The organism is Brevibacillus sp. 1238, assembly GCF_029892995.1.
GTDB classification, from domain to species: Bacteria; Bacillota; Bacilli; order Brevibacillales; family Brevibacillaceae; genus Brevibacillus; species Brevibacillus parabrevis.
This window is the reverse complement of sequence record NZ_JARXWC010000002.1, coordinates 406,890-424,550: the sequence shown is the minus strand read 5'-3', so window position 1 is coordinate 424,550 and position 17,661 is coordinate 406,890. Positions and strand designations below refer to the sequence as shown.

Annotated in this window: 17 protein-coding genes; 1 reads left to right on the top strand and 16 read right to left on the bottom strand. The window is 53.3% G+C overall.

What is annotated here, in order from left to right:
- Nucleotide 1: 1 nt before the first annotated feature.
- From M2298_RS05955 to M2298_RS05885, 15 genes are all read right to left on the bottom strand, one after another.
- Nucleotides 2-1,306 carry an amidohydrolase gene (locus M2298_RS05955; protein ID WP_063226990.1) on the bottom strand — a complete coding sequence of 435 codons (1,305 nt, stop codon included), beginning with the start codon at nucleotides 1,304-1,306 and terminating at the stop codon, nucleotides 2-4.
- A gap of 15 nt (nucleotides 1,307-1,321) precedes the next feature.
- A complete protein-coding gene (locus M2298_RS05950) occupies nucleotides 1,322-1,945 on the bottom strand; it encodes a redox-sensing transcriptional repressor Rex (RefSeq protein ID WP_122963546.1) in 624 nt (207 codons plus the stop codon).
- 15 nt (nucleotides 1,946-1,960) lie between these two features.
- Nucleotides 1,961-2,857, bottom strand: coding sequence for a ComEC/Rec2 family competence protein (locus tag M2298_RS05945; RefSeq protein ID WP_280648309.1), 897 nt, complete (start codon nucleotides 2,855-2,857; stop codon nucleotides 1,961-1,963).
- A gap of 41 nt (nucleotides 2,858-2,898) precedes the next feature.
- Nucleotides 2,899-5,805 (bottom strand): ATP-dependent DNA helicase DinG, encoded by a 2,907-nt coding sequence (gene dinG, locus M2298_RS05940; RefSeq protein WP_280648308.1) that lies wholly within the window; start codon nucleotides 5,803-5,805, stop codon nucleotides 2,899-2,901.
- 90 nt (nucleotides 5,806-5,895) lie between these two features.
- Nucleotides 5,896-7,419, bottom strand: a complete 1,524-nt coding sequence (locus tag M2298_RS05935; RefSeq protein WP_280648307.1) for a tetratricopeptide repeat protein — start codon at nucleotides 7,417-7,419, stop codon at nucleotides 5,896-5,898.
- 90 nt (nucleotides 7,420-7,509) lie between these two features.
- Nucleotides 7,510-7,893, bottom strand: a complete 384-nt coding sequence (gene panD / locus M2298_RS05930; RefSeq protein WP_122963551.1) for an aspartate 1-decarboxylase — start codon at nucleotides 7,891-7,893, stop codon at nucleotides 7,510-7,512.
- Nucleotides 7,894-7,946: 53 nt separating this feature from the next.
- Nucleotides 7,947-8,810 carry a pantoate--beta-alanine ligase gene (gene panC / locus M2298_RS05925; protein ID WP_122963553.1) on the bottom strand — a complete coding sequence of 288 codons (864 nt, stop codon included), beginning with the start codon at nucleotides 8,808-8,810 and terminating at the stop codon, nucleotides 7,947-7,949.
- On the bottom strand, nucleotides 8,807-9,661 hold the full coding sequence (panB, locus tag M2298_RS05920) for a 3-methyl-2-oxobutanoate hydroxymethyltransferase (protein WP_122963554.1): 855 nt from the start codon (nucleotides 9,659-9,661) through the stop codon (nucleotides 8,807-8,809). Before panB ends, panC begins: the two co-directional genes overlap by 4 nt.
- A 262-nt stretch (nucleotides 9,662-9,923) precedes the next feature.
- Nucleotides 9,924-10,907, bottom strand: coding sequence for a biotin--[acetyl-CoA-carboxylase] ligase (locus M2298_RS05915; protein ID WP_122963555.1), 984 nt, complete (start codon nucleotides 10,905-10,907; stop codon nucleotides 9,924-9,926).
- Nucleotides 10,897-12,120, bottom strand: a complete 1,224-nt coding sequence (locus M2298_RS05910) for a CCA tRNA nucleotidyltransferase (protein ID WP_122963556.1) — start codon at nucleotides 12,118-12,120, stop codon at nucleotides 10,897-10,899. The genes M2298_RS05915 and M2298_RS05910 overlap by 11 nt, the downstream gene beginning before the upstream one ends.
- Nucleotides 12,121-12,275: 155 nt before the next feature.
- Nucleotides 12,276-13,391, bottom strand: a complete 1,116-nt coding sequence (gene bshA, locus M2298_RS05905; RefSeq protein WP_122963557.1) for an N-acetyl-alpha-D-glucosaminyl L-malate synthase BshA — start codon at nucleotides 13,389-13,391, stop codon at nucleotides 12,276-12,278.
- 20 nt (nucleotides 13,392-13,411) lie between these two features.
- On the bottom strand, nucleotides 13,412-14,107 hold the full coding sequence (gene bshB1 / locus M2298_RS05900) for a bacillithiol biosynthesis deacetylase BshB1 (protein ID WP_122963558.1): 696 nt from the start codon (nucleotides 14,105-14,107) through the stop codon (nucleotides 13,412-13,414).
- Nucleotides 14,104-14,514: a methylglyoxal synthase gene (locus tag M2298_RS05895; protein WP_063226978.1), complete on the bottom strand. Its 411-nt coding sequence runs from the start codon at nucleotides 14,512-14,514 to the stop codon at nucleotides 14,104-14,106. The genes bshB1 and M2298_RS05895 overlap by 4 nt, the downstream gene beginning before the upstream one ends.
- Nucleotides 14,515-14,564: 50 nt before the next feature.
- Nucleotides 14,565-15,317: a 4-hydroxy-tetrahydrodipicolinate reductase gene (gene dapB / locus M2298_RS05890; protein ID WP_122963559.1), complete on the bottom strand. Its 753-nt coding sequence runs from the start codon at nucleotides 15,315-15,317 to the stop codon at nucleotides 14,565-14,567.
- Nucleotides 15,310-15,657 (bottom strand): nucleotide pyrophosphohydrolase, encoded by a 348-nt coding sequence (locus M2298_RS05885; RefSeq protein WP_122963560.1) that lies wholly within the window; start codon nucleotides 15,655-15,657, stop codon nucleotides 15,310-15,312. The genes dapB and M2298_RS05885 overlap by 8 nt, the downstream gene beginning before the upstream one ends.
- A gap of 231 nt (nucleotides 15,658-15,888) precedes the next feature.
- Here M2298_RS05885 and M2298_RS05880 point away from each other — a divergent pair, with 231 nt between their 5' ends.
- On the top strand, nucleotides 15,889-16,746 hold the full coding sequence (locus M2298_RS05880; RefSeq protein ID WP_063226975.1) for a YitT family protein: 858 nt from the start codon (nucleotides 15,889-15,891) through the stop codon (nucleotides 16,744-16,746).
- Between the two features lie 69 nt (nucleotides 16,747-16,815).
- Here M2298_RS05880 and M2298_RS05875 read toward each other — a convergent pair whose 3' ends face one another.
- A complete protein-coding gene (locus M2298_RS05875) occupies nucleotides 16,816-17,631 on the bottom strand; it encodes a sporulation protein YpjB (protein ID WP_122963561.1) in 816 nt (271 codons plus the stop codon).
- Nucleotides 17,632-17,661 lie beyond the last annotated feature (30 nt).

Here is a 17,661-nt window from a genome sequence, read left to right as displayed (position 1 = left end):
TTTACCGTTTCAGCGCAGCGAATACGCGATTGGCTTCGTAGATGGCACGCTCTTCGTCGATGGTGAGCAGCTTGTGGTTGCGCATCAGGAACTTGCCCGCAACGATTGTGTCTTTGACATCACGGCCGTTTGCCGCATACACGACATGGGAAATCGGCTCATGCGCAGGATGGAAATGCGCCTGGTGGCTGTCGAGAACGATCAGGTCAGCCTTTTTGCCTACTTCAATGCTGCCGAGCGTATCAGCCTGGAACACACCGTCTGCCCCGTAGCGAGTAGCCATGCGCAGCGCCTCTTCAGCCGGAACGGCTACCGGGTCGTTGTTCACGCCTTTGTGCAAAATCGCTGCGAGCTTCAATTCTTCAAACAGGTTGAGGTTGTTGTTGCTCGCCGAGCTGTCTGTTCCGAGCGAGACGCTCACGCCTTTTGCCAGCATTTTCGGTACAGGTGCTACCCCGCTTGCCAGCTTCAGGTTGCTGACGACGTTATGGGAAACTTTCACTTGATATTTTGCCAAGATGTCAATCTCTTCATCCGTCAAATGCACGGCGTGGGCAACCAGCGTAGGGCGGTTGAACATGCCCAGCTTTTCCAGGTGAGCGACTGGACGCAAACCGTAATCTTTCTCGTTTTGGCCCACTTCCCATGCCGTTTCAGACATATGGATATGCAGCGGCAAAGACAGCTCGTCCGCTTTTTCAATAATTTGGCTGATAAACTCAGGCGAGCACGTATACGGTGCATGCGGTGCCATCATTACGGTGATACGGCCATCCGCCTGGTTGTGCCATTCTTTGGCAAAAGCGGTCGCATCGCGCAGCTTGGTCTGTCTTTCTTCCTCGGAGCACAGACCGATCATGCCGCGGCACAGGCGGGCACGCATGCCGGATGCATCGACTGCCTTGGCTACTTCGTCCATATGATCGTACATATCGACGAATGTCGTGGTTCCGGTACGGATCATTTCAATCAGGGACAGTTGGGTTCCCCATTTGACAGAATCAGCGGTAAATTGCGCTTCCAGCGGCCACATTTTCTCTTCCAGCCATTGTTGCAACGGCAAATCGTCCGCATAGCCACGCAAAAGCGACATGCCCGCGTGTCCGTGTGTATTGATCAAACCAGGCAGGATGAAGTCGCCTTTTTGGTCGATGACTTCATCGTAGCCTGCATCGGAAAGGTCTTCAGGGGTAGGGCCTACATATGTGATTTTGTCGCCTTCGAACGCGACAGCTCCATCGTGGATAACCTCGTTTTGTTCATTTACCGTAATCACTGTTGCGTGGATGAGGATGGTCTTTTTCATGACTACACTCCATTCTTACGTTAAGTAGTAGGCCAGGCTCTGCAAATTGGAAGTCACATCCGCATAGTGGATGCGCACATCCTTTTTCGCGCGAATTGTCGTAGGAGCAAAATTGAGGATTCCCTTGATACCCGCTTGAGTCAACTGATCACATACGGATTGCGCAGCCGGTGCGGGCACGGTGATAATCGCCAGCTTGATTTGTCTTTGCGCAATCGTGTCCGCCAGCTCATTCAATGGCTGAATCGGGATGCCCGCCACTTCTTTTCCCAGCTTGCCGGGATCATTGTCAAAAATGGCCGCAATCCGCATGTTATCTTTCAAATAAGCGTTGTAGTTGCTGATCGCATGGCCCAAATGGCCTGCTCCAACGAGCGCGACGCGTATCTCATCCGTCAGCTTCAAAATCTGGCGAATTTTTTCCACCAAGTAATTGACGTCATAGCCAATTCCTTTTTTCCCGAAATCGCCGAATGTTGCCAGGTCTTTTCGGATTTGGGCCGGATTCACATCCAAGTTTTTGCCCATTTGCTGGGAGGAAACAGTAGTTACCTCGTTTTGCTGCAAATAGCTGAGGTAACGCAGATAAATCGGCAGGCGGCGGACGACCGCTTCCGAAATCTTTTCGTGTTTAGCCACGCTCGGTCTTCCCCCCTATTTCTTTTGCTTGAATACCCTGTAATCTTTCCCGTTGGACAAGATCGTGATCGATCCGTCCCGGCCCGTCATATACGTCTCCGCCCACGACTCGCCCAACCGCTCCAGCACCTCGGTCTTGCCCTCTTTTTGCATGTCGCGCTCTGTATTGCTCTGGATGATGGCGACCTGCGGATCGACCCGGGAGAGAAAAGGCTGCGAAGTTCCTTGATTGCTGCCCTGGTCTCCCACTTTCAGCACAGCCGACTTCAACTGCTCGGGATGGCGGGCGAGCAAGCGCTCCTCGGCCTGTTCGTTGATGCCGCTCACAAACAAAAAGCGCAACTGATCATGCGTCAGCGCAAAAACGAGCGAATTGTTTTGCGGCGACAAAAACAGCGGCTCGCTGGGCAGCAATACATCCATCGTGATGTCGGTATCGAGAATCAGTTCCTGGTTCTCCTCGAGTTCTCTTTGCTTCGCGATCTTGTCGTACGGAACGAACTGGCGGATCGAAGGCGCAATCAGCTTGGGCACAATGACGGAATCAATGATGATTTGCTGGTGTAAAAAAGGGAATCCTCCTGCATGTTCAGGCTGATCGTTCGTCAAGACCAGATAGTCCAGGCGCGTCAACTTCGCAGCGGAAAGATGCGCAGCCAAAGCTGGCCAATCCTCCGCGCTGCCCGTATCAATCAGCATGGTTTTCCCGCTCGGCATCCGCACCAAGGTGCTTTCTCCATGAGGAAGCGCCCAGTAAGTGATGACAAGACCCGTAAACTCCGCTTCGTTCTCGGTTGCAAACGGGTCGTCCACCTTAACGGCTTCCTGCAAATGAGTATCGATGGAGCATGAACATAGCAATGCCACACATGCGACGAGAAGCAGCCAGGTCCACTTTTTTTTCCATAACATTTATTTTATCACCTAAATCCCTGCTAGACTATTGCTTCATTTTATGAATCTGGCAGGGATTGCATACGTAAGAACGGTTCAATTCGTTCGCGCAGCGTCGGCCAGGAGCCTGTCTCCACCTGAAACGGCGGGAGCGATTGCAAAAAGGAACGGCCGTAGCGGGATTCGACCACACGCGTATCGAACACGACCACAACGCCCCGGTCCAAATGGTGACGAATCAACCGTCCGACTCCTTGCTTGAACAAAATGACGGCTTGCGGCAGCGCCAGCGACATGAATGCGTTTTTTCCGTCTGCTTTCAAAGCTTCCGCGCGTCCCTGGTAAACCGGGTGGTTGGGCGGCGTGAACGGCAGCTTGATGATAACCAGACTGCTCAGCCACTCTCCTTGGATGTCCACGCCCTCCCAGAAGCTGCTCGTGCCAAGCAAAACGCTTCGTTCCATCGAACGAAACAGACTGACCAGCTTGCTGCGGTTGTTGCTGTCGATGCCGTGTCCAAACAGCGTGTACGGCTCCGGTTCCCCGGCCAGACGCTCTTTCATGGCTTGATACACCAGCCGCAACATCGAATGCGAGGTGAACAAAATCAGCGTCCTGCCTTTTGACGCCACAACCACGTCTACACAGCCTTGGATGATCGCTTCGAGATACGTCTGGTCGTTTTCTTTTCCCGGCGCCGGAAAATCGGAAGGAATCAATAGCAGCCCCTGCTCTTCGTAATGGAACGGCGATGGCAGCGACAGCGTGCGTACCCGTTCGGCAGGCAGCTTGTCGAGGCCAAAGCGGCTCATGACGTAAGAAAAGCTGTTTCTGACCGTCAGCGTAGCGGAAGTCATGATCAGGCTGCGCTTCTGGGAAAAAAGCGGCTCGGCAAGCGAATCCGCGACATCGAGCAGCGCCGCAGACAAGTGCACCTGCTTGCGGGCCGTGCGCGACTCGACCTCCATCCAGTAGACGTAGTTCGGATCTTGCTCCTGCAAAAAGAAATGCAATAGCTCCATCACATTTTGCCATTCCTTCACCAGCCCGAACAAATCCGTCTGCAAGCTGCGGATGAGGAAGGGCGGCTTCTCCTCTTGGGGAACGGGAACCAGCTTCAGCATCTGTTCCAGTCTGGAGGCGAAGTCTGTCATGGCGTCGATCAGCTTTTTCGTCACCTTGCGAATTTTTTCTTGTTTTCCCGTGAAAGAAGCTACCCGATACCGCACCGTCTCCCTGCCTGCATCTGTCGTCTCCTCGGCGCGCTCGGAAGCCCATGCGTACAGAAACTGCGTCCATTGCTGAGCCTTGTCGCGCAAAGACGCAGACAGCTTCTTGCACTCCAGAAGAACCGCGGACAGCTCTTCCTGGACAGACGGCTGCCAGCTTTGCATTTCCTCGGCAAAGCGTGCAATCGCTCCCCCCTCCTCAACAGAAGCGCGATCCAGCAAAAACATCACCTGTGTCGTTGTCAGTTGCTTGCCCAAGTGCTGTGTCGCGGCATCTTCCAGATGGTGTGCCTCGTCGAGAATCGCGACCTCGTACGGCGGGAGAATCCGGTTCTCTGCCTGCAAGTCGCTGATGAAGAGAGCGTGGTTGACGATGAGCACATCTGCTTCTTTTGCCCGGTCTTTCGCCTGAAAATAATAGCAGCGGCTAAACCACGGACAGGCCCGGTTCAAGCAAGAGCTTGTATCGCTTTTCACCTGCTGCCAGAAAAGCTGTCCGCTCGGAGGCAGGCTCAGCTCCTCCACATCGCCCGTTTCGGTCTGCGTTAGCCACGTGAGAAGCTGACCTTTTGCCAGCCGCATCTCCTGGTTGCTGCCCTCTACCGGCTCCTCCAATGCCATCTCGAATTTGCGCAGGCACAAATAGTTGCCCCGGCCTTTCAACGTCGACGCCGTAAAAGCAAAAGGAAGTGTCTGCTGCAACGTGGCGATCTCTTTATGGAACAGCTGCTCTTGCAGTTGAATCGTGTTCGTGCTCACTACAAGCTGCTGTTGATTTTGATACGCCCAAATGATCCCGGGCAGCAAGTACGCCAGCGACTTCCCTGTGCCTGTCCCTGCCTCCACCAAAAGGTGCGTGCCCTCCTGCATGGCGTCGAAGACAGCGTGCATCATCGCTTCCTGTGCTTCCCGGCGCTGGTAGCCGCTCATGCTGGCATGCATCTGGCCTTTTTCGTTCAGCATTTCTTCCAGCTGCTCGCTGAACGCTTTTCCGTAGCTCCGTTCCGTCTGCGGGCGCTGGAAACTCGCTTTCAGCTTTTCCTCGCGCTTTTTCAAAGCCAGTTGGCGGTATATATCCCACAGCGGTGAAGCTTGCCGTGCTGGCTCGTCGCCCAGTTGTGGCAGCTCCGCCAGCTTTTCCATTTCCATTTGCCGCAAAAGTGTCGCGATGTCCGAACGAAACGACGATACGAGCATTTGCAGCCGTTGAATCGTCACGAGCGGCAACTGCTGCAAAATATCGAGCAAGTGCAAGAAGAGCTGGGCGGTTGCCAGCGCGTCACTGTCGGCCTGGTGAGGATTGTCATGCTCGATCGCAAGCTCCGACGCCAGTTCCCCAAGCCTGTAGCTGTTTTGCATCGGCAAAAGCAAGCGGGACAACTCGACTGTGTCGAGCACATATCCGTCAAACGCATAATAGCCCTGGCTCAGCAGGGCTTCTTGTAAAAATTGGAGATCAAAGCTTGCATTATGGGCAACAAAAGCTCGTCCATCCAATAAGCGCAAAAATGTCGGGAACACCTCTTCCAAAGTAGGCGCGTCAGCCACCATTTCGTTGGTGATCCCTGTCAGTTGCGTAATAAAAGGGGGGATGTCCTGTCCGGGATGAATCAGGGTCGAGAAGCATTCTGTGATCTGCCCGTCGTCGATCGCCACAGCGCCGATCTGAATAATGCTGTCTCCCTGCCGCGGATGGCTCCCCGTCGTTTCAAAGTCTACTACCAGTAATCGATTCAAGCGTTGTCACCTCGTAACCTGGGCGGAACCTGTCATCCGCACTCATTCACATTCGGCAACAGTGGGAAATATTCCTGCTTCCGACTGCAATTACGGCTGCACAAGCTCGTTTTGCACAGCTTCTGCGCCGAGCTTGCTCGCGCACAGCTGCAAGTAAAGCGGGATTTCCCGAAACTGGTCTGCGTGAGGCAACGTTCGCTGGAAATACTGCTCAGCCAGCCGCCAGTTTTCCTCCACCATCGCCAGTCTCCCCAAGTGGAAGTACCCAAGAGAACGGATATACGGGTCCGCATCATCCAGAAACAGCTTGGCCAACCGCTTCGCTTCCAGCGTTTCTCCAATTTTTTCAAAAGCGGAGATCATTCCGGACTGCCCCAGGCGGTTTTTGCTGTTTTTTGCCAAAATGCCGCGAAACGCTGCGATGGCCCCCGGGATATTGCCATCAAACAGCTGCATCCAGCCGTAGCTGAACACGAAGTCATCCTGCTCTGGCGCCAGACTGATCGCTTTTTTCACAAGCGTCAGCGCTCGTTTGCTCCCGGCGATCAGCCAGGTGTTCCACGCCAGCCCGTGCCACGTCCAGCCTTCCTTGGGCAACCGTTCCGTCAAAAAATGATAGCACACCTGTGCCCGGTGGTAATTGCCCACAGCTTCGTACAAATGAGCCATTTCCTGCAACGTCTCGTTATCGAGCTCGCGGTTGGGCAAAGTCAGGCTCGATGGGGCAACAAGCTCTGCCGTCTCGTCCATCTGCATCAGCAGTTTGGCGGCGCGAAGCCATAACAGCTGTGCCTCCCAATCTTGCTCGTGTTTTTGCAAATAACATTCGATCTCATCGAGCGCTTCCTGGGCATCGCCGTCCATCAAGTAGCAGAGAGCGAGGTTGTACTTGGCTTCCTCCTGCTCAGGCTTTACTTCCAGCGAGGTTTTAAAAGCTTGCGCGGCCTCCAGCCACTGCTTCTCCTCCGCTAATATGCAGCCGATGGCATTGCTGCTGATCGCCACGATCGCAGGCGAGCTTGCCGATTTTCCCAACAGCCGAAACTCGCGAAAAGCCATTTCCTTGTCGTCGCAAAACAACAGGCTGTAAGCGTAATACAGCCGACCGCTTTCCCAGTCCGGCGCTTCTTTCACCAGCTCGGCAAAACACTTTTTCGCGTCCTGAAACATGCGCAGATGGTAAAATCCTTCTCCGCGGCGAAATACAGGCTCGTAAGCGTGCATCGCTTGTGGCAGTTTGTCGGCTTTGGCTTCGAATTTCGGCTCGGATTTTGACTCGCTTTTAGTCTCGTTCTTGGCCTCGCTTGCCGTCCCTTTTTGGCCATCCTGTTTATGGTCCGTCGCTAACGGTTCTTTTTTTAAGGAAACGGGCTTGGCTTTTTCCTCTTGCGTCTCTGTCGGCAGCTGCCCTTCCATTTGCTTGATGTGCCGGATCGCGTTGGACAGCTTCTCTTCAAATTGCAGCCACAAATCGACGACCGTATCGCTGACCTGCCGCAAGTAAAACAGTTGATCCGCTAATTGAAGCCTTTCCTGCTCCGATGCTTCCTGCCACCGTTCCTCTATCGTCTGTGCTTTTGTGCGCAACGTCTGAAACCAGTCTTCGATCTTCACGAAAAAGCCACCCCCCTGTGAGGCATGAGTAGTTTCATTGTCTCACAAGGCAGGTGGCTCTATGCGCAAAGCCAAAGGCAAATGCTTTGTCTACAGGATCGTCGCGTGTACTTCCTCGCCAAGCATTTCCTTGATCCGGTTCTTCTCGTCCATGATCGCCACTTTTGGCTTGTACGTACGAGCTTGCTCATCGGTCATCATGGCGTAGGCGATAATGATCACGATATCGCCTTCCTGAACGAGACGGGCTGCTGCGCCATTCAGGCAAATTACGCCACTTCCTGGCGCTCCTTCAATCACATACGTTTCCAGACGCGCCCCGTTGTTGTTGTTCACGATTTGCACTTTTTCATTGGGCAAAATATCGAGCGCATCCAAAATATTTTTGTCGATCGTGATGCTCCCCACGTAGTTGAGGTTCGCTTCTGTCACTGTTGCGCGATGGATTTTCGCTTTCATCATAGTGCGAAACACAGGCATTACCTCCCTTGTCATCCTTATGGAACTTTTTCGCTTACCACGTATGATTAACGGACAGACGCGATCAGGTTGTCAATCAAACGTGTCTTGCCAAAACGGACAGCAAGCGCCACGATAATGTCTTGTCCGGATGTCTCTTTTTCGATTGGCTCCAAATCAGGATAACCCAAAATTTGGATATAGTCGATATCTGCCAGCGGTTTTGCTGCAATCATTTGCTCGATACGCTCTTTGATCTCGGCAAGCGGCTTGCCCTCTGCGAGCCACTCTGCTGCCTGCTGCAAGCTTTGCGACAGGATGAGTGCCTGTGAGCGTTCTTCTGCGGACAAATACACATTGCGCGAGCTCATCGCCAGTCCATCTGCTTCCCGAACGATCGGGCATGGCACTACCTCGACCGGAACGGACAAGTCTTTGACCATTTGCGTGACCACGGCTACTTGCTGTGCATCTTTTTGACCGAAAAACGCATAGTCAGGCTGGACGATGGAGAACAGCTTCAAGACCACCGTCGACACTCCGTCAAAATGCCCCGGCCGAGAAGCGCCGCACAAAGGTGTCGTGACGTTCGCTACCGATACCGTCGTCAAGATCGGCTTGGGATACATTTCTTCGACAGTTGGTGTGAACAGCAGATCGACTCCCGCTTCAGACGCCATCCGGCTGTCACGCTCGATATCGCGCGGATACCGTTCAAAATCTTCATTCGGGCCAAATTGCAGCGGATTGACAAAAATGCTCATGACGACGAGGTCGCACTTTTCTCTCGCTGCCTTGACCAGACTGAGGTGTCCTTCATGCAAAAAGCCCATCGTGGGCACAAAGCCGATTGTCTTGCCTTGCCGCCGTGCTGCTTGTATTTGAACGCGCACATCCTCGATTGTGGATAGCTGCTGCATCGTTTGAATCATGATTGGGTCACTCCTTCTCCGTACAGCTCCTTGATCGTCTCTTCCGATGCACGAAACACGTGATCAGGCCCCGGAAAGTGACGAAGCTCGACTTCTTTGACGTACGTGGCGACTGCCTCGCGAATGGATGTGCCGATGTCAGCGTAGCGCTTGACGAATTTCGGCGTCAATTGGGAAGCGTAACCAACCAGGTCGTGGAACACGAGCACTTGTCCATCACAGTCTGCCCCAGCACCGATGCCGATTACGGCAATCTCCAGCTTTTGGGCAATCATTTTGGCTACCTCTTGCGGCACGCATTCCAGCACAATCGCAAAAGCGCCAGCTTGCTGCAAAGCCAATGCGTCATCCAGCAATTTTTTTGCCGCTTCCAGATCGCGTCCCTGCACTTTATAACCGCCAAGCTGATGAACCGACTGCGGAGTCAGGCCGATATGTCCCACTACCGGAATGCCTGCCTGAACCAATCGGGTGATCAGAGGCGCAAGTTCGCTTCCGCCCTCCAGCTTGACTGCTCTGGCGAGTCCCTCCTGCATTAGTCTTCCCGCATTTTTCACCGCTTCTTCGATCGTGCCGTGATAGCTGAGAAACGGCATGTCCGAAACGACAAAAGCGCGTTTGGCCGCTCTTGTCACCGCCTTCGTATGGTGGACCATATCGTCCATCGTCACAGGCAGCGTGGAGTCGTAGCCAAGCACGACCATGCCGAGCGAGTCGCCAACGAGAATCATGTCCGCGCCAGCGTCCTCCACCAGCTTTGCCGATGGAAAATCGTAAGCTGTCACCATCGTGATGGGAATGCCCGCTTCTTTCTTTTTGCGGATGTCCGAAGTCGTGACTTGTTTTGTCATTTGCGTCTTCTCCTCTTTCGCGCCAAGCTTCGTGGATAGAGAGGAATAAAAAAACCTTCTCGCTCATAAAAGGGAGAAGGTTGTCCATGCCAAAGAGACATACTTGTCTTGAACGGATTCCTTCTGTCTCGGTCCACAAAGGCTCTGAGCAGATTTTTGTCCTTGCGTATTTGCCTTATCTATACACCATTTGCTGCAAAAATACTCCGGGAGTACCGTTCTTGAAAAGATACAGCCTCCCTTTTGGAGTATAGCAAATCATCTACACATTTGCACGATAATTGACGTCCGCCGAATACACTTTATGGATCTGGCCTGCCCGATCTTCCACCATGAGCACGCCTTCCTCATCAAGCCCTATCGCTTGACCTTCCAGCTTTTGCGAGATCGTCTGGACGGTTACCCAGCGGCCAATCGAATAGGAGTTGGCTTCCCACTCTTGCTTCACACGCGCGAAGCCTGCGCGCAAGTAATGGTCGTACTCTTCCTCGAAGTTTTGGCAAAAGCGCTGGATGAACGAAACGCGCTTGATCGGAGTGCCTGACTCGATTCGCAAAGAAGTCGCGATAGACAACAACTCTTCGGGAAAGTCAGCCTGTACACTGTTGGCGTTCAGCCCAATGCCGATCACCAAGTAATTGACGCGATCCGATTCCGCGTTCAGCTCGGTCAATACCCCACACACTTTTTTGTCCCCGATAAAAATGTCGTTCGGCCACTTGATTTTGACAGGAAGCCCTGTTTCCTCGCGAATCGTTCTCGCGACAGTCACCGCTGTCAGCAAAGTCATCTGCGGCGTTTTCGGCAGCGGGATCGCAGGGCGGACGATCAGGCTCATCCAGATGCCTGTCCCTTTCGGAGAGTGCCAGGGACGTCCCAGCCGCCCTTTCCCCCCCGTCTGTTGCTCCGCCAAAACGAGCGTGCCTTCCTGTGCGCCTTTTGCCGCAGCCTCGTGCGCGAGCGGCTGCGTGGAGACGACCTCATCATGGGCGATGACATGCTGTCCGATCCGCGCGGTAGACAGCCCCGCCATGATTTCTGCCGCAGACAGCCGATCAGGCGCTGCAAGCAAGCGATAGCCCGACTTGCGGACAGCTTCTACCTCGTACCCATCCCGCCGCAACTCCTCGATGTGCTTCCAGACCGCTGTTCGCGAACAGCCGCACGTCTGGCTCAGCTCTTCGCCGGAAATAAAGCGTCCCGGCTGATCGCGAAAGGCTTGAAGAATGACTTGTTTAATGTTCATCTTGCGCAACCTCTTTCTTTGCAGCTTCAATCAAATCATGGGGGGTGTTCGGCAATCCGTGCAGGGCCGCTTGCCGCAGCAGCGTCCGCAACACGTGGACAATCCATTCCCCCGGTTTCTTTTGCAGGGCGAGTTGCAGATCAAGCCCGGTTATCGCAAGTTCCTTCATGGTTTTGACCGGCATCGCGTGATATTGTTCGGACAGGCTCGCCAGCATGGCTTGCGGCTGTTGATTCCACCAGCATGCCAGCAAAAGCTGGGCGAGCTGCTCGCATTTTTCCCAGCCTGCTTCGAGCAACAACTGCCCCCACTCAAGCGGTTTTGGCTGATCCCACTCCGGTTGCAAATGCCGCAATTGCTCCACAAAAAAACCGATTGCTTCCGTCTCCCGCTTGGACATTCGCAAAAGCTGGCAGGCAGCGATCGCTTCCTCGGAGGTAAACTGCGCTGCGTAGAACAGAAGCGCCCATTTTTGCGGCAGACTGTTTACATGCGCACTCCGCCAAAATTGGGAAGCCGAATCGCGAAACAATCGCTGCAAGACAGGTGAATAGCCAAACAGTTCCGTTTCGTTGATCAGATCGCAACCGATTTGCGGGGCTTGGCTGCCGAGCATTTTATTCAGCTCTTCCCGGACACGCTCCACAGCGATATGCGCCAAAAGCGAAGCCGTCTCGCTCATGGCAGCAAGCGTCCTGGCCTCAATCGCAAAACCGAGCTGCGCCGCAAAGCGAACGGCTCGGAGCAATCGCAGCGCATCTTCCCGAAAGCGCTCCAGCGGTTGTCCCACGGCCCTGACCAGTCGCGCTGCCATATCTGCCTGACCGCCAAACGGGTCCTGAAGCTCTTTCATCCGATTCATCGCCATGGCATTCATCGTAAAATCCCTGCGCTCCAAATCCAGTCTGAGATCGGACACGAACTGGACGTCTGCCGGACGGCGATAGTCTTCATACTTGCCTTCCGTCCGATAAGTCGTCACTTCAAAAAATTGCCCCTCGATCCTGACAGACACTGTCCCATGCTTGAGTCCGGTCGGAACGTGATCGGGAAACAAGCGGATGACGTCGCCAGGATGGGCATTCGTACATATATCTATATCGTGCACGGGCCGAGACAGCAGCCAATCGCGGACGCATCCGCCGACATAGTAAGCTTCAAATCCGTGATTCTCCAACGTCTCAAGAACCCGGTTTGCCAGATGGAGCGTCATACCGCTCCCCCCTTTCTCGCATGGTTCACCCGATGTTATGAGGAGGCGACACTCATGAGATTTTTGTATGGGCTGTTCATTTTTGTATCCAAGTTGCATCAATTGGTGAAAAGCCGATTGTCCCGCCAATAGCTGTTGTTGCCCGTATCGAGTGCTTATCCGAGCAGCTTGGCGTAGAGCGCCTCGTACTCGGAGGCAATCGTTTCGTGACAAAACGTTTTGCAGGAGCGTTCGATGCTGTTCGCGGAAAACTGGCGATACATTTCTTCATTTTGCAACAGACGAATCGCCGCTTGCGCCATGCCTTCGACGTCTCCGATCGGACGCAAAAAGCCGTTGACGCCATCGACAACCACTTCGGGAATCCCGCCAGCCACGGAAGCCACGACAGGAACGCCACACGCCATTGCCTCCAGCGCAACCAGGCCGAAGCTTTCCTTTTCCGACGGCAAGAGCATCAAGTCTGCCATGGACAACACTTCCGCTACGTCCTCCTGTTTGCCCAAAAAGCATACGTCCTCTGTCAAATCTTGCTCGGCGATTTGCTTGCGGACGGCCCCCATCTCCGGTCCTTCCCCAATCAGGATCAGACGCGCAGGCATCTCTTGTCTGACTCGCGCAAAGATGTCAATGACATCCGGAACGCGCTTGACCGGACGGAAGTTGGATATGTGCATGAGGATTTTCTCCCCGTTTGGAGCGAACACTTTTTTCAGGTGCTCTACCTCTTTCGGGTAGTAGCGCCGCTTGTCGACGAAGTTGTACACCGGAACGATTTCTTTTTCGACGTGCAAAAGCTCTTTTGTCTGCTTGATCAAATCTTTGGATACAGCCGTCACGAGATCGCTGCGCTCAATGCCGAAGCGAATCATGTCGCTCAAGTTCGAGTCATACCCCAACACGGTAATATCGGTCCCGTGCAGAGTCGTGACGATTTTCAGATGATCCCCGACCATTTGTTTCGCTAAAAACGCACACAGCGCATGTGGCACGGCATAATGTACGTGCAATAAGTCCAGCTTTTCATTTTTGGCCACCTGCGCCATCCGGTTTGCCAGCGTCAAATCGTACGGCGGATATTTGAACACGTCATAATGGTTCACTTCTACTTCGTGGTAAAAAATATTCGGATGGAAGGCTCCCAGGCGAAAAGGCATCCCGCCGGTAATAAAATGCACCTGATGCCCGCGCTCCGCCAACAGCTTGCCAAGCTCTGTCGCGACAACCCCTGAGCCTCCCAAAGATGGGTAACAAGTAATCCCAATGTTCATTTCTTAGGTGTCACCCCTTTTCACAAGCTGTTCAATACATAAGGCGCAGCACTGACAAATCCTTCTGCATACGTCACGCCTGCTTGTTGCCCAAACAAGCGCTCGCGATACTCGACCGATTCCAGATACCCGTTGGTCAACGGAGTCTGCACACTGCCTTCTTCCAGCTCGAATTGACTGCGGTAGCAGCGGAGCACTTCCATTTTTTGCGGGTAGATCGCGGTAATGTCGACCACAAACTGGGGTGTGACCGTCGAATTAATAAAATAGTACAGAAATTGAGCAGGGCGATACGCTGGCAGCTCCGAATCAGGCAAATACTTGCGGATACCCGCATTGAAGATAGCTTCCCGCACGATGCGGCTTACGCTCTCATGATCGGGATGCCGATCGGAAAAATACGGAGCGAGCACTGTACGCGGACGCGTTTCGCGGATCAGCTTCACGACCCGCTCGATCGCTTGCTCCCTGACGCTCTCCAGCCCGCGGTCAGGCAAGCCAAAATTGTAGCGCGCCGCAACCCCTAGCAGCTTGTCAGCCGCAGCCGCTTCCTGTTGTCTGCGCTCCACCGTGCCATTCGACGACAGCTCGGCGTACGTCAGATCGAGAATCGCTGTACGCTTCCCGGATTGCGCCGCCAAAAGCAGGCTCCCCGCCGCGCCGATCTCCACGTCATCAGGATGCGCACCAATCGCCAAAATGTCGAGTGAACTCATGCCTCATTCTCCTCGTGCAGCACCTCGCGCCAGGACAACTCCCCGCGCTCCAGCGCCTTGAGCATGATTTCCGCAGACCCAAGGTTGGTGGCAAACGGAATTTTATGCACATCACACAGCCTGAGCAGCGCAATAATGTCCGGCTCATGCGGCTGCGAAGTAAGCGGATCACGCAAGAAAATAATCAGATCCATCTCGTTTCGGGCAATTTTCGCCCCGATTTGCTGGTCGCCCCCCAGAGGTCCTGACAAAAATCTGGTGAGTTTCAGCGAAGTGGCATCCATGATTCTTGCGCCTGTCGTACCCGTGGCATACAGCTCATGCTCGGCCAGGATCGACTCGTAGGCCGTTGCCAATTGGACAATCTCTTCTTTCATTCGATCATGCGCTATCAATGCAATTTTCACGAGAAACTCTCCCTTATGTCTCGATAGAGATCGCTTTTTTAATCAAACGTTTAATCAATCAAATGTTCCAGCCCGTAAATCAAACCGTACATGCTCATCACAGCTTTGATCGCCAAGTTGACGCCTGGCATAAACGACTCGCGATTGATGGAATCGTGGCGAATCGACAACGTTTGCCCGGTCGCACCGAACAGCACTTCCTGGTGAGCAACCATTCCCGGCAAGCGGACGCTGTGAATGCGGAAACCTTCGTACTCGGCTCCCCGCGCACCCGGAATCGTCTCCACTTCTTCCGGGTGTCCCTGCTTCAGCTCCTGGCGCACAGCAGCGATCATTTCCGCCGTCTTTAGTGCTGTGCCGCTTGGCGCATCCAGCTTGCGGTCGTGGTGCAGCTCGATGATCTCCACATGCGGCATGTACTTCGCTGCCATCGCGGAAAATTTCATGCAAAGAATGGCCCCAATCGCAAAATTCGGAGCAATGATCGCCCCCAGACCCGCTTCTTTGTAGCGATCGGTCATTTCCTGCAACTGCTCGGGAGTCAACCCGGTCGTCCCGATCACAGGTCGAACGCCGTGTGCCAAACACAGCTCCATGTTTTTGTACACGCTATGCGGTGTCGTAAAATCGACAAGCACGTCAGGCTGCATTTCTTCCATTTGTTTGGCAATTTGTTCCGCGTCAAGGCGCGTATCCAGATTGCCGGTATAGATCATCTGGTCGTCCTGCGCCAGCATTTTGACAACTTCCTGTCCCATGCGTCCGTTGGCGCCCGCCACCGCTACGCGTATTTGTTTATTCATGCGGATCGTTCTCCTCAATTCTTGTCCAGCGATCTTTATCGCGTGTGTTGAATTTGTGCATAATACGATCAAACGCTTCCTGCAAATCAATGCCAAGCGAGTTGGCGAAGCAGATCACAATAAACAGGACGTCGCCCAGTTCTTCTTCGACCGTTTTCTCGCCTTCGTCTTTCTTTTTGGGCTTTTCGCCGTAAAAATGATTGATCTCCCGTGCCAGTTCCCCGACTTCTTCCGTCATGCGAGCCAGCATGGACAGCGGTGAAAAGTACCCTTCCTTGAATTGCGATATGTATTGGTCCACTTCCTGCTGGATTTCTTGCATTGTTTTTTGCCGTTCCATTCGCCCACTCCTTTGTTGTTTTCATCCTTCTCTCTTTCACCTATCGTACACAAAAAGGCTGCGTTTGCCAAATCTCAATACTTCCTCTTCCAACATATGGACAATCAAATAATCGGTCATTTATAATGGCTTTCGTATGACCCTCAGGCATCAAGGTTTTCGCTCGCACAACTGCACAACATGTCGGACAAAAAAGCATCCATTTCGGCTCCGGCAAAACAGGAGGACACTATGAACATCCGTTTAAAGAGCATCATCGCCATCATTATCGGTTCTGCCATCATGGGATTCGGCATTAACGCCTTTAACATCCCCAACCATCTTGCCGAGGGCGGTATCACGGGGATTAGCATTTTGATCAAGCTATTGTTCCCGGTCGTAGATCAAGGGATTGTCTTCTTCGTCTTGAACGTACCGCTGTTTTTGTTAGGTTGGAAAATTCTCGGCCGCACGTCTTTTTTCTACACGATTTTAGGAACGGTCGCCCTTTCCGTCTTTCTCTCCGTCTTTGACGGCGTCATGCCGCTCGTGATGAAAGATCGACTGCTCGCTTCCCTGTACGCTGGTGTAGCTGTCGGCGTCGGTTTGGGCATTATTTTCCGCTATGGCGGAACGACTGGCGGAGTAGACATCATCGCCCGCTTGCTGCAAAAATACATGGGTGTCAGCATGGGTAGAACGCTGTTTTTCGGCGACATCCTCGTCATCGGCGCATCGCTCATCTACTTGAACCTGGAGAGCGCGATGTACACGCTCGTCGTCGTATTTATCGCAGCGCGCGTCATCGACTTTTTCCAGGATGGGGCTTACGCCGGAAAAGCGCTAACCATCATTTCCAATCACGCCGAGCAAATCTCGAAGCAAATTCTCGATCTCGGCCGTGGCGTAACGCTTCTGGCGGGTAAAGGAGCCTACTCCGGGGAAGAAAAGAAAGTGATTTACGTCGTCGTCAGCCGCAACGAAGTCATGCGCTTTAAAAACATCGTGCAAGAGATTGATCCGCACGCTTTCGTGATCGTCAATGACGTGCACGAGGTGCTGGGCGAAGGCTTTACGCTTGATGAGAATAAAAAGCCGCTGCATGATTAAAGCTTCAAACGCAACAAAACCTTGCCTGAGCATAAGGGCAAGGTTTTTTGTGTACGCTTCCTTCCATTTTCAGGTGGAGCGAATTTCGCCATCGTACTTTTTCCACGCCACATAAGCCAAAGCGGCAACGAGCGCAATCGCAATCGAGAGCAGCATCGTCATGGGCGAATCAGGCCGCATCATCAGGCGGGCAAAGGTGCTCTTCTCCTCGCCGACAAATGCCGTCTGGATGGAACCGTTCAAATCGCGCAAAGCTTCCCTGATGAGCTGCCAGTCCATTTGCGCGTTTCTCATCTCTTTGGAAATGACATCGTAAGCCGAGGAAATCGAAGCCAATTGCTCCTCCGGCAGCTGGATGCTCATGCCCGGTTTGATCGCCAAAAACAGCCGATAATTCTCGTCGAACTGCTCGCGAAATTGGGTGAAATTACGCTCTACCGCAGATTGCTGCAAGTTTTGCACTTGGGTGACAAGAGAGGGATAATAGCTGCGCCACATTGGTTGATGTTCATGCGTCAAAGCATCAATCGCTACCCGAACTTGCGTGGCATGCCACAACAGCTGCTGCTCGCTCACGTTGGCCGAAGAAAAGCTTTTTTTCGCCGCCAAAATCGACTGCGTTACCGCGTTCAGGCTCTCGATTTTGAGCGGAGACGTCAAATGCTGGTTCGGGAACTTCTCCGCCAGTTGCACAATCCGCTCTTGTGCGCCTTCAATATCCCCTTTTTTTGCGTAATTCAAAAAATCATTGGCAATCTGATCCAGAGCCACTAATTGCTGTGCTTCGATCGGTTGATTCAGCTTGGAGTACAAACTGTGTATCGGCCAGGACAAAAACAATCCGATCGCCAAAAAGAACAGTAAAAACCGGATGTTTTTCTTCAACGCAAAAAACCTCCTTCCCCTAGTACAGCC

Bases quoted from the DNA above. Each gene is read 5' to 3' on its own strand.
- M2298_RS05885 (WP_122963560.1), bottom strand. From the start codon at position 15,657: ATGGAACGGCAAAAAACAATGCAAGAAATCCAGCAGGAAGTGGACCAA.
- panC (WP_122963553.1), bottom strand. From the start codon at position 8,810: ATGATTCAAACGATGCAGCAGCTATCCACAATCGAGGATGTGCGCGTT.
- M2298_RS05910 (WP_122963556.1), bottom strand. From the start codon at position 12,120: ATGACGCTCCATCTGGCAAACCGGGTTCTTGAGACGTTGGAGAATCAC.
- M2298_RS05955 (WP_063226990.1), bottom strand. From the start codon at position 1,306: ATGAAAAAGACCATCCTCATCCACGCAACAGTGATTACGGTAAATGAA.
- bshA (WP_122963557.1), bottom strand. From the start codon at position 13,391: ATGAACATTGGGATTACTTGTTACCCATCTTTGGGAGGCTCAGGGGTT.
- M2298_RS05915 (WP_122963555.1), bottom strand. From the start codon at position 10,907: ATGAACATTAAACAAGTCATTCTTCAAGCCTTTCGCGATCAGCCGGGA.
- panB (WP_122963554.1), bottom strand. From the start codon at position 9,661: ATGACAAAACAAGTCACGACTTCGGACATCCGCAAAAAGAAAGAAGCG.
- M2298_RS05945 (WP_280648309.1), bottom strand. From the start codon at position 2,857: ATGTTATGGAAAAAAAAGTGGACCTGGCTGCTTCTCGTCGCATGTGTG.
- dapB (WP_122963559.1), bottom strand. From the start codon at position 15,317: ATGAATAAACAAATACGCGTAGCGGTGGCGGGCGCCAACGGACGCATG.
- M2298_RS05880 (WP_063226975.1), top strand. From the start codon at position 15,889: ATGAACATCCGTTTAAAGAGCATCATCGCCATCATTATCGGTTCTGCC.
- bshB1 (WP_122963558.1), bottom strand. From the start codon at position 14,107: ATGAGTTCACTCGACATTTTGGCGATTGGTGCGCATCCTGATGACGTG.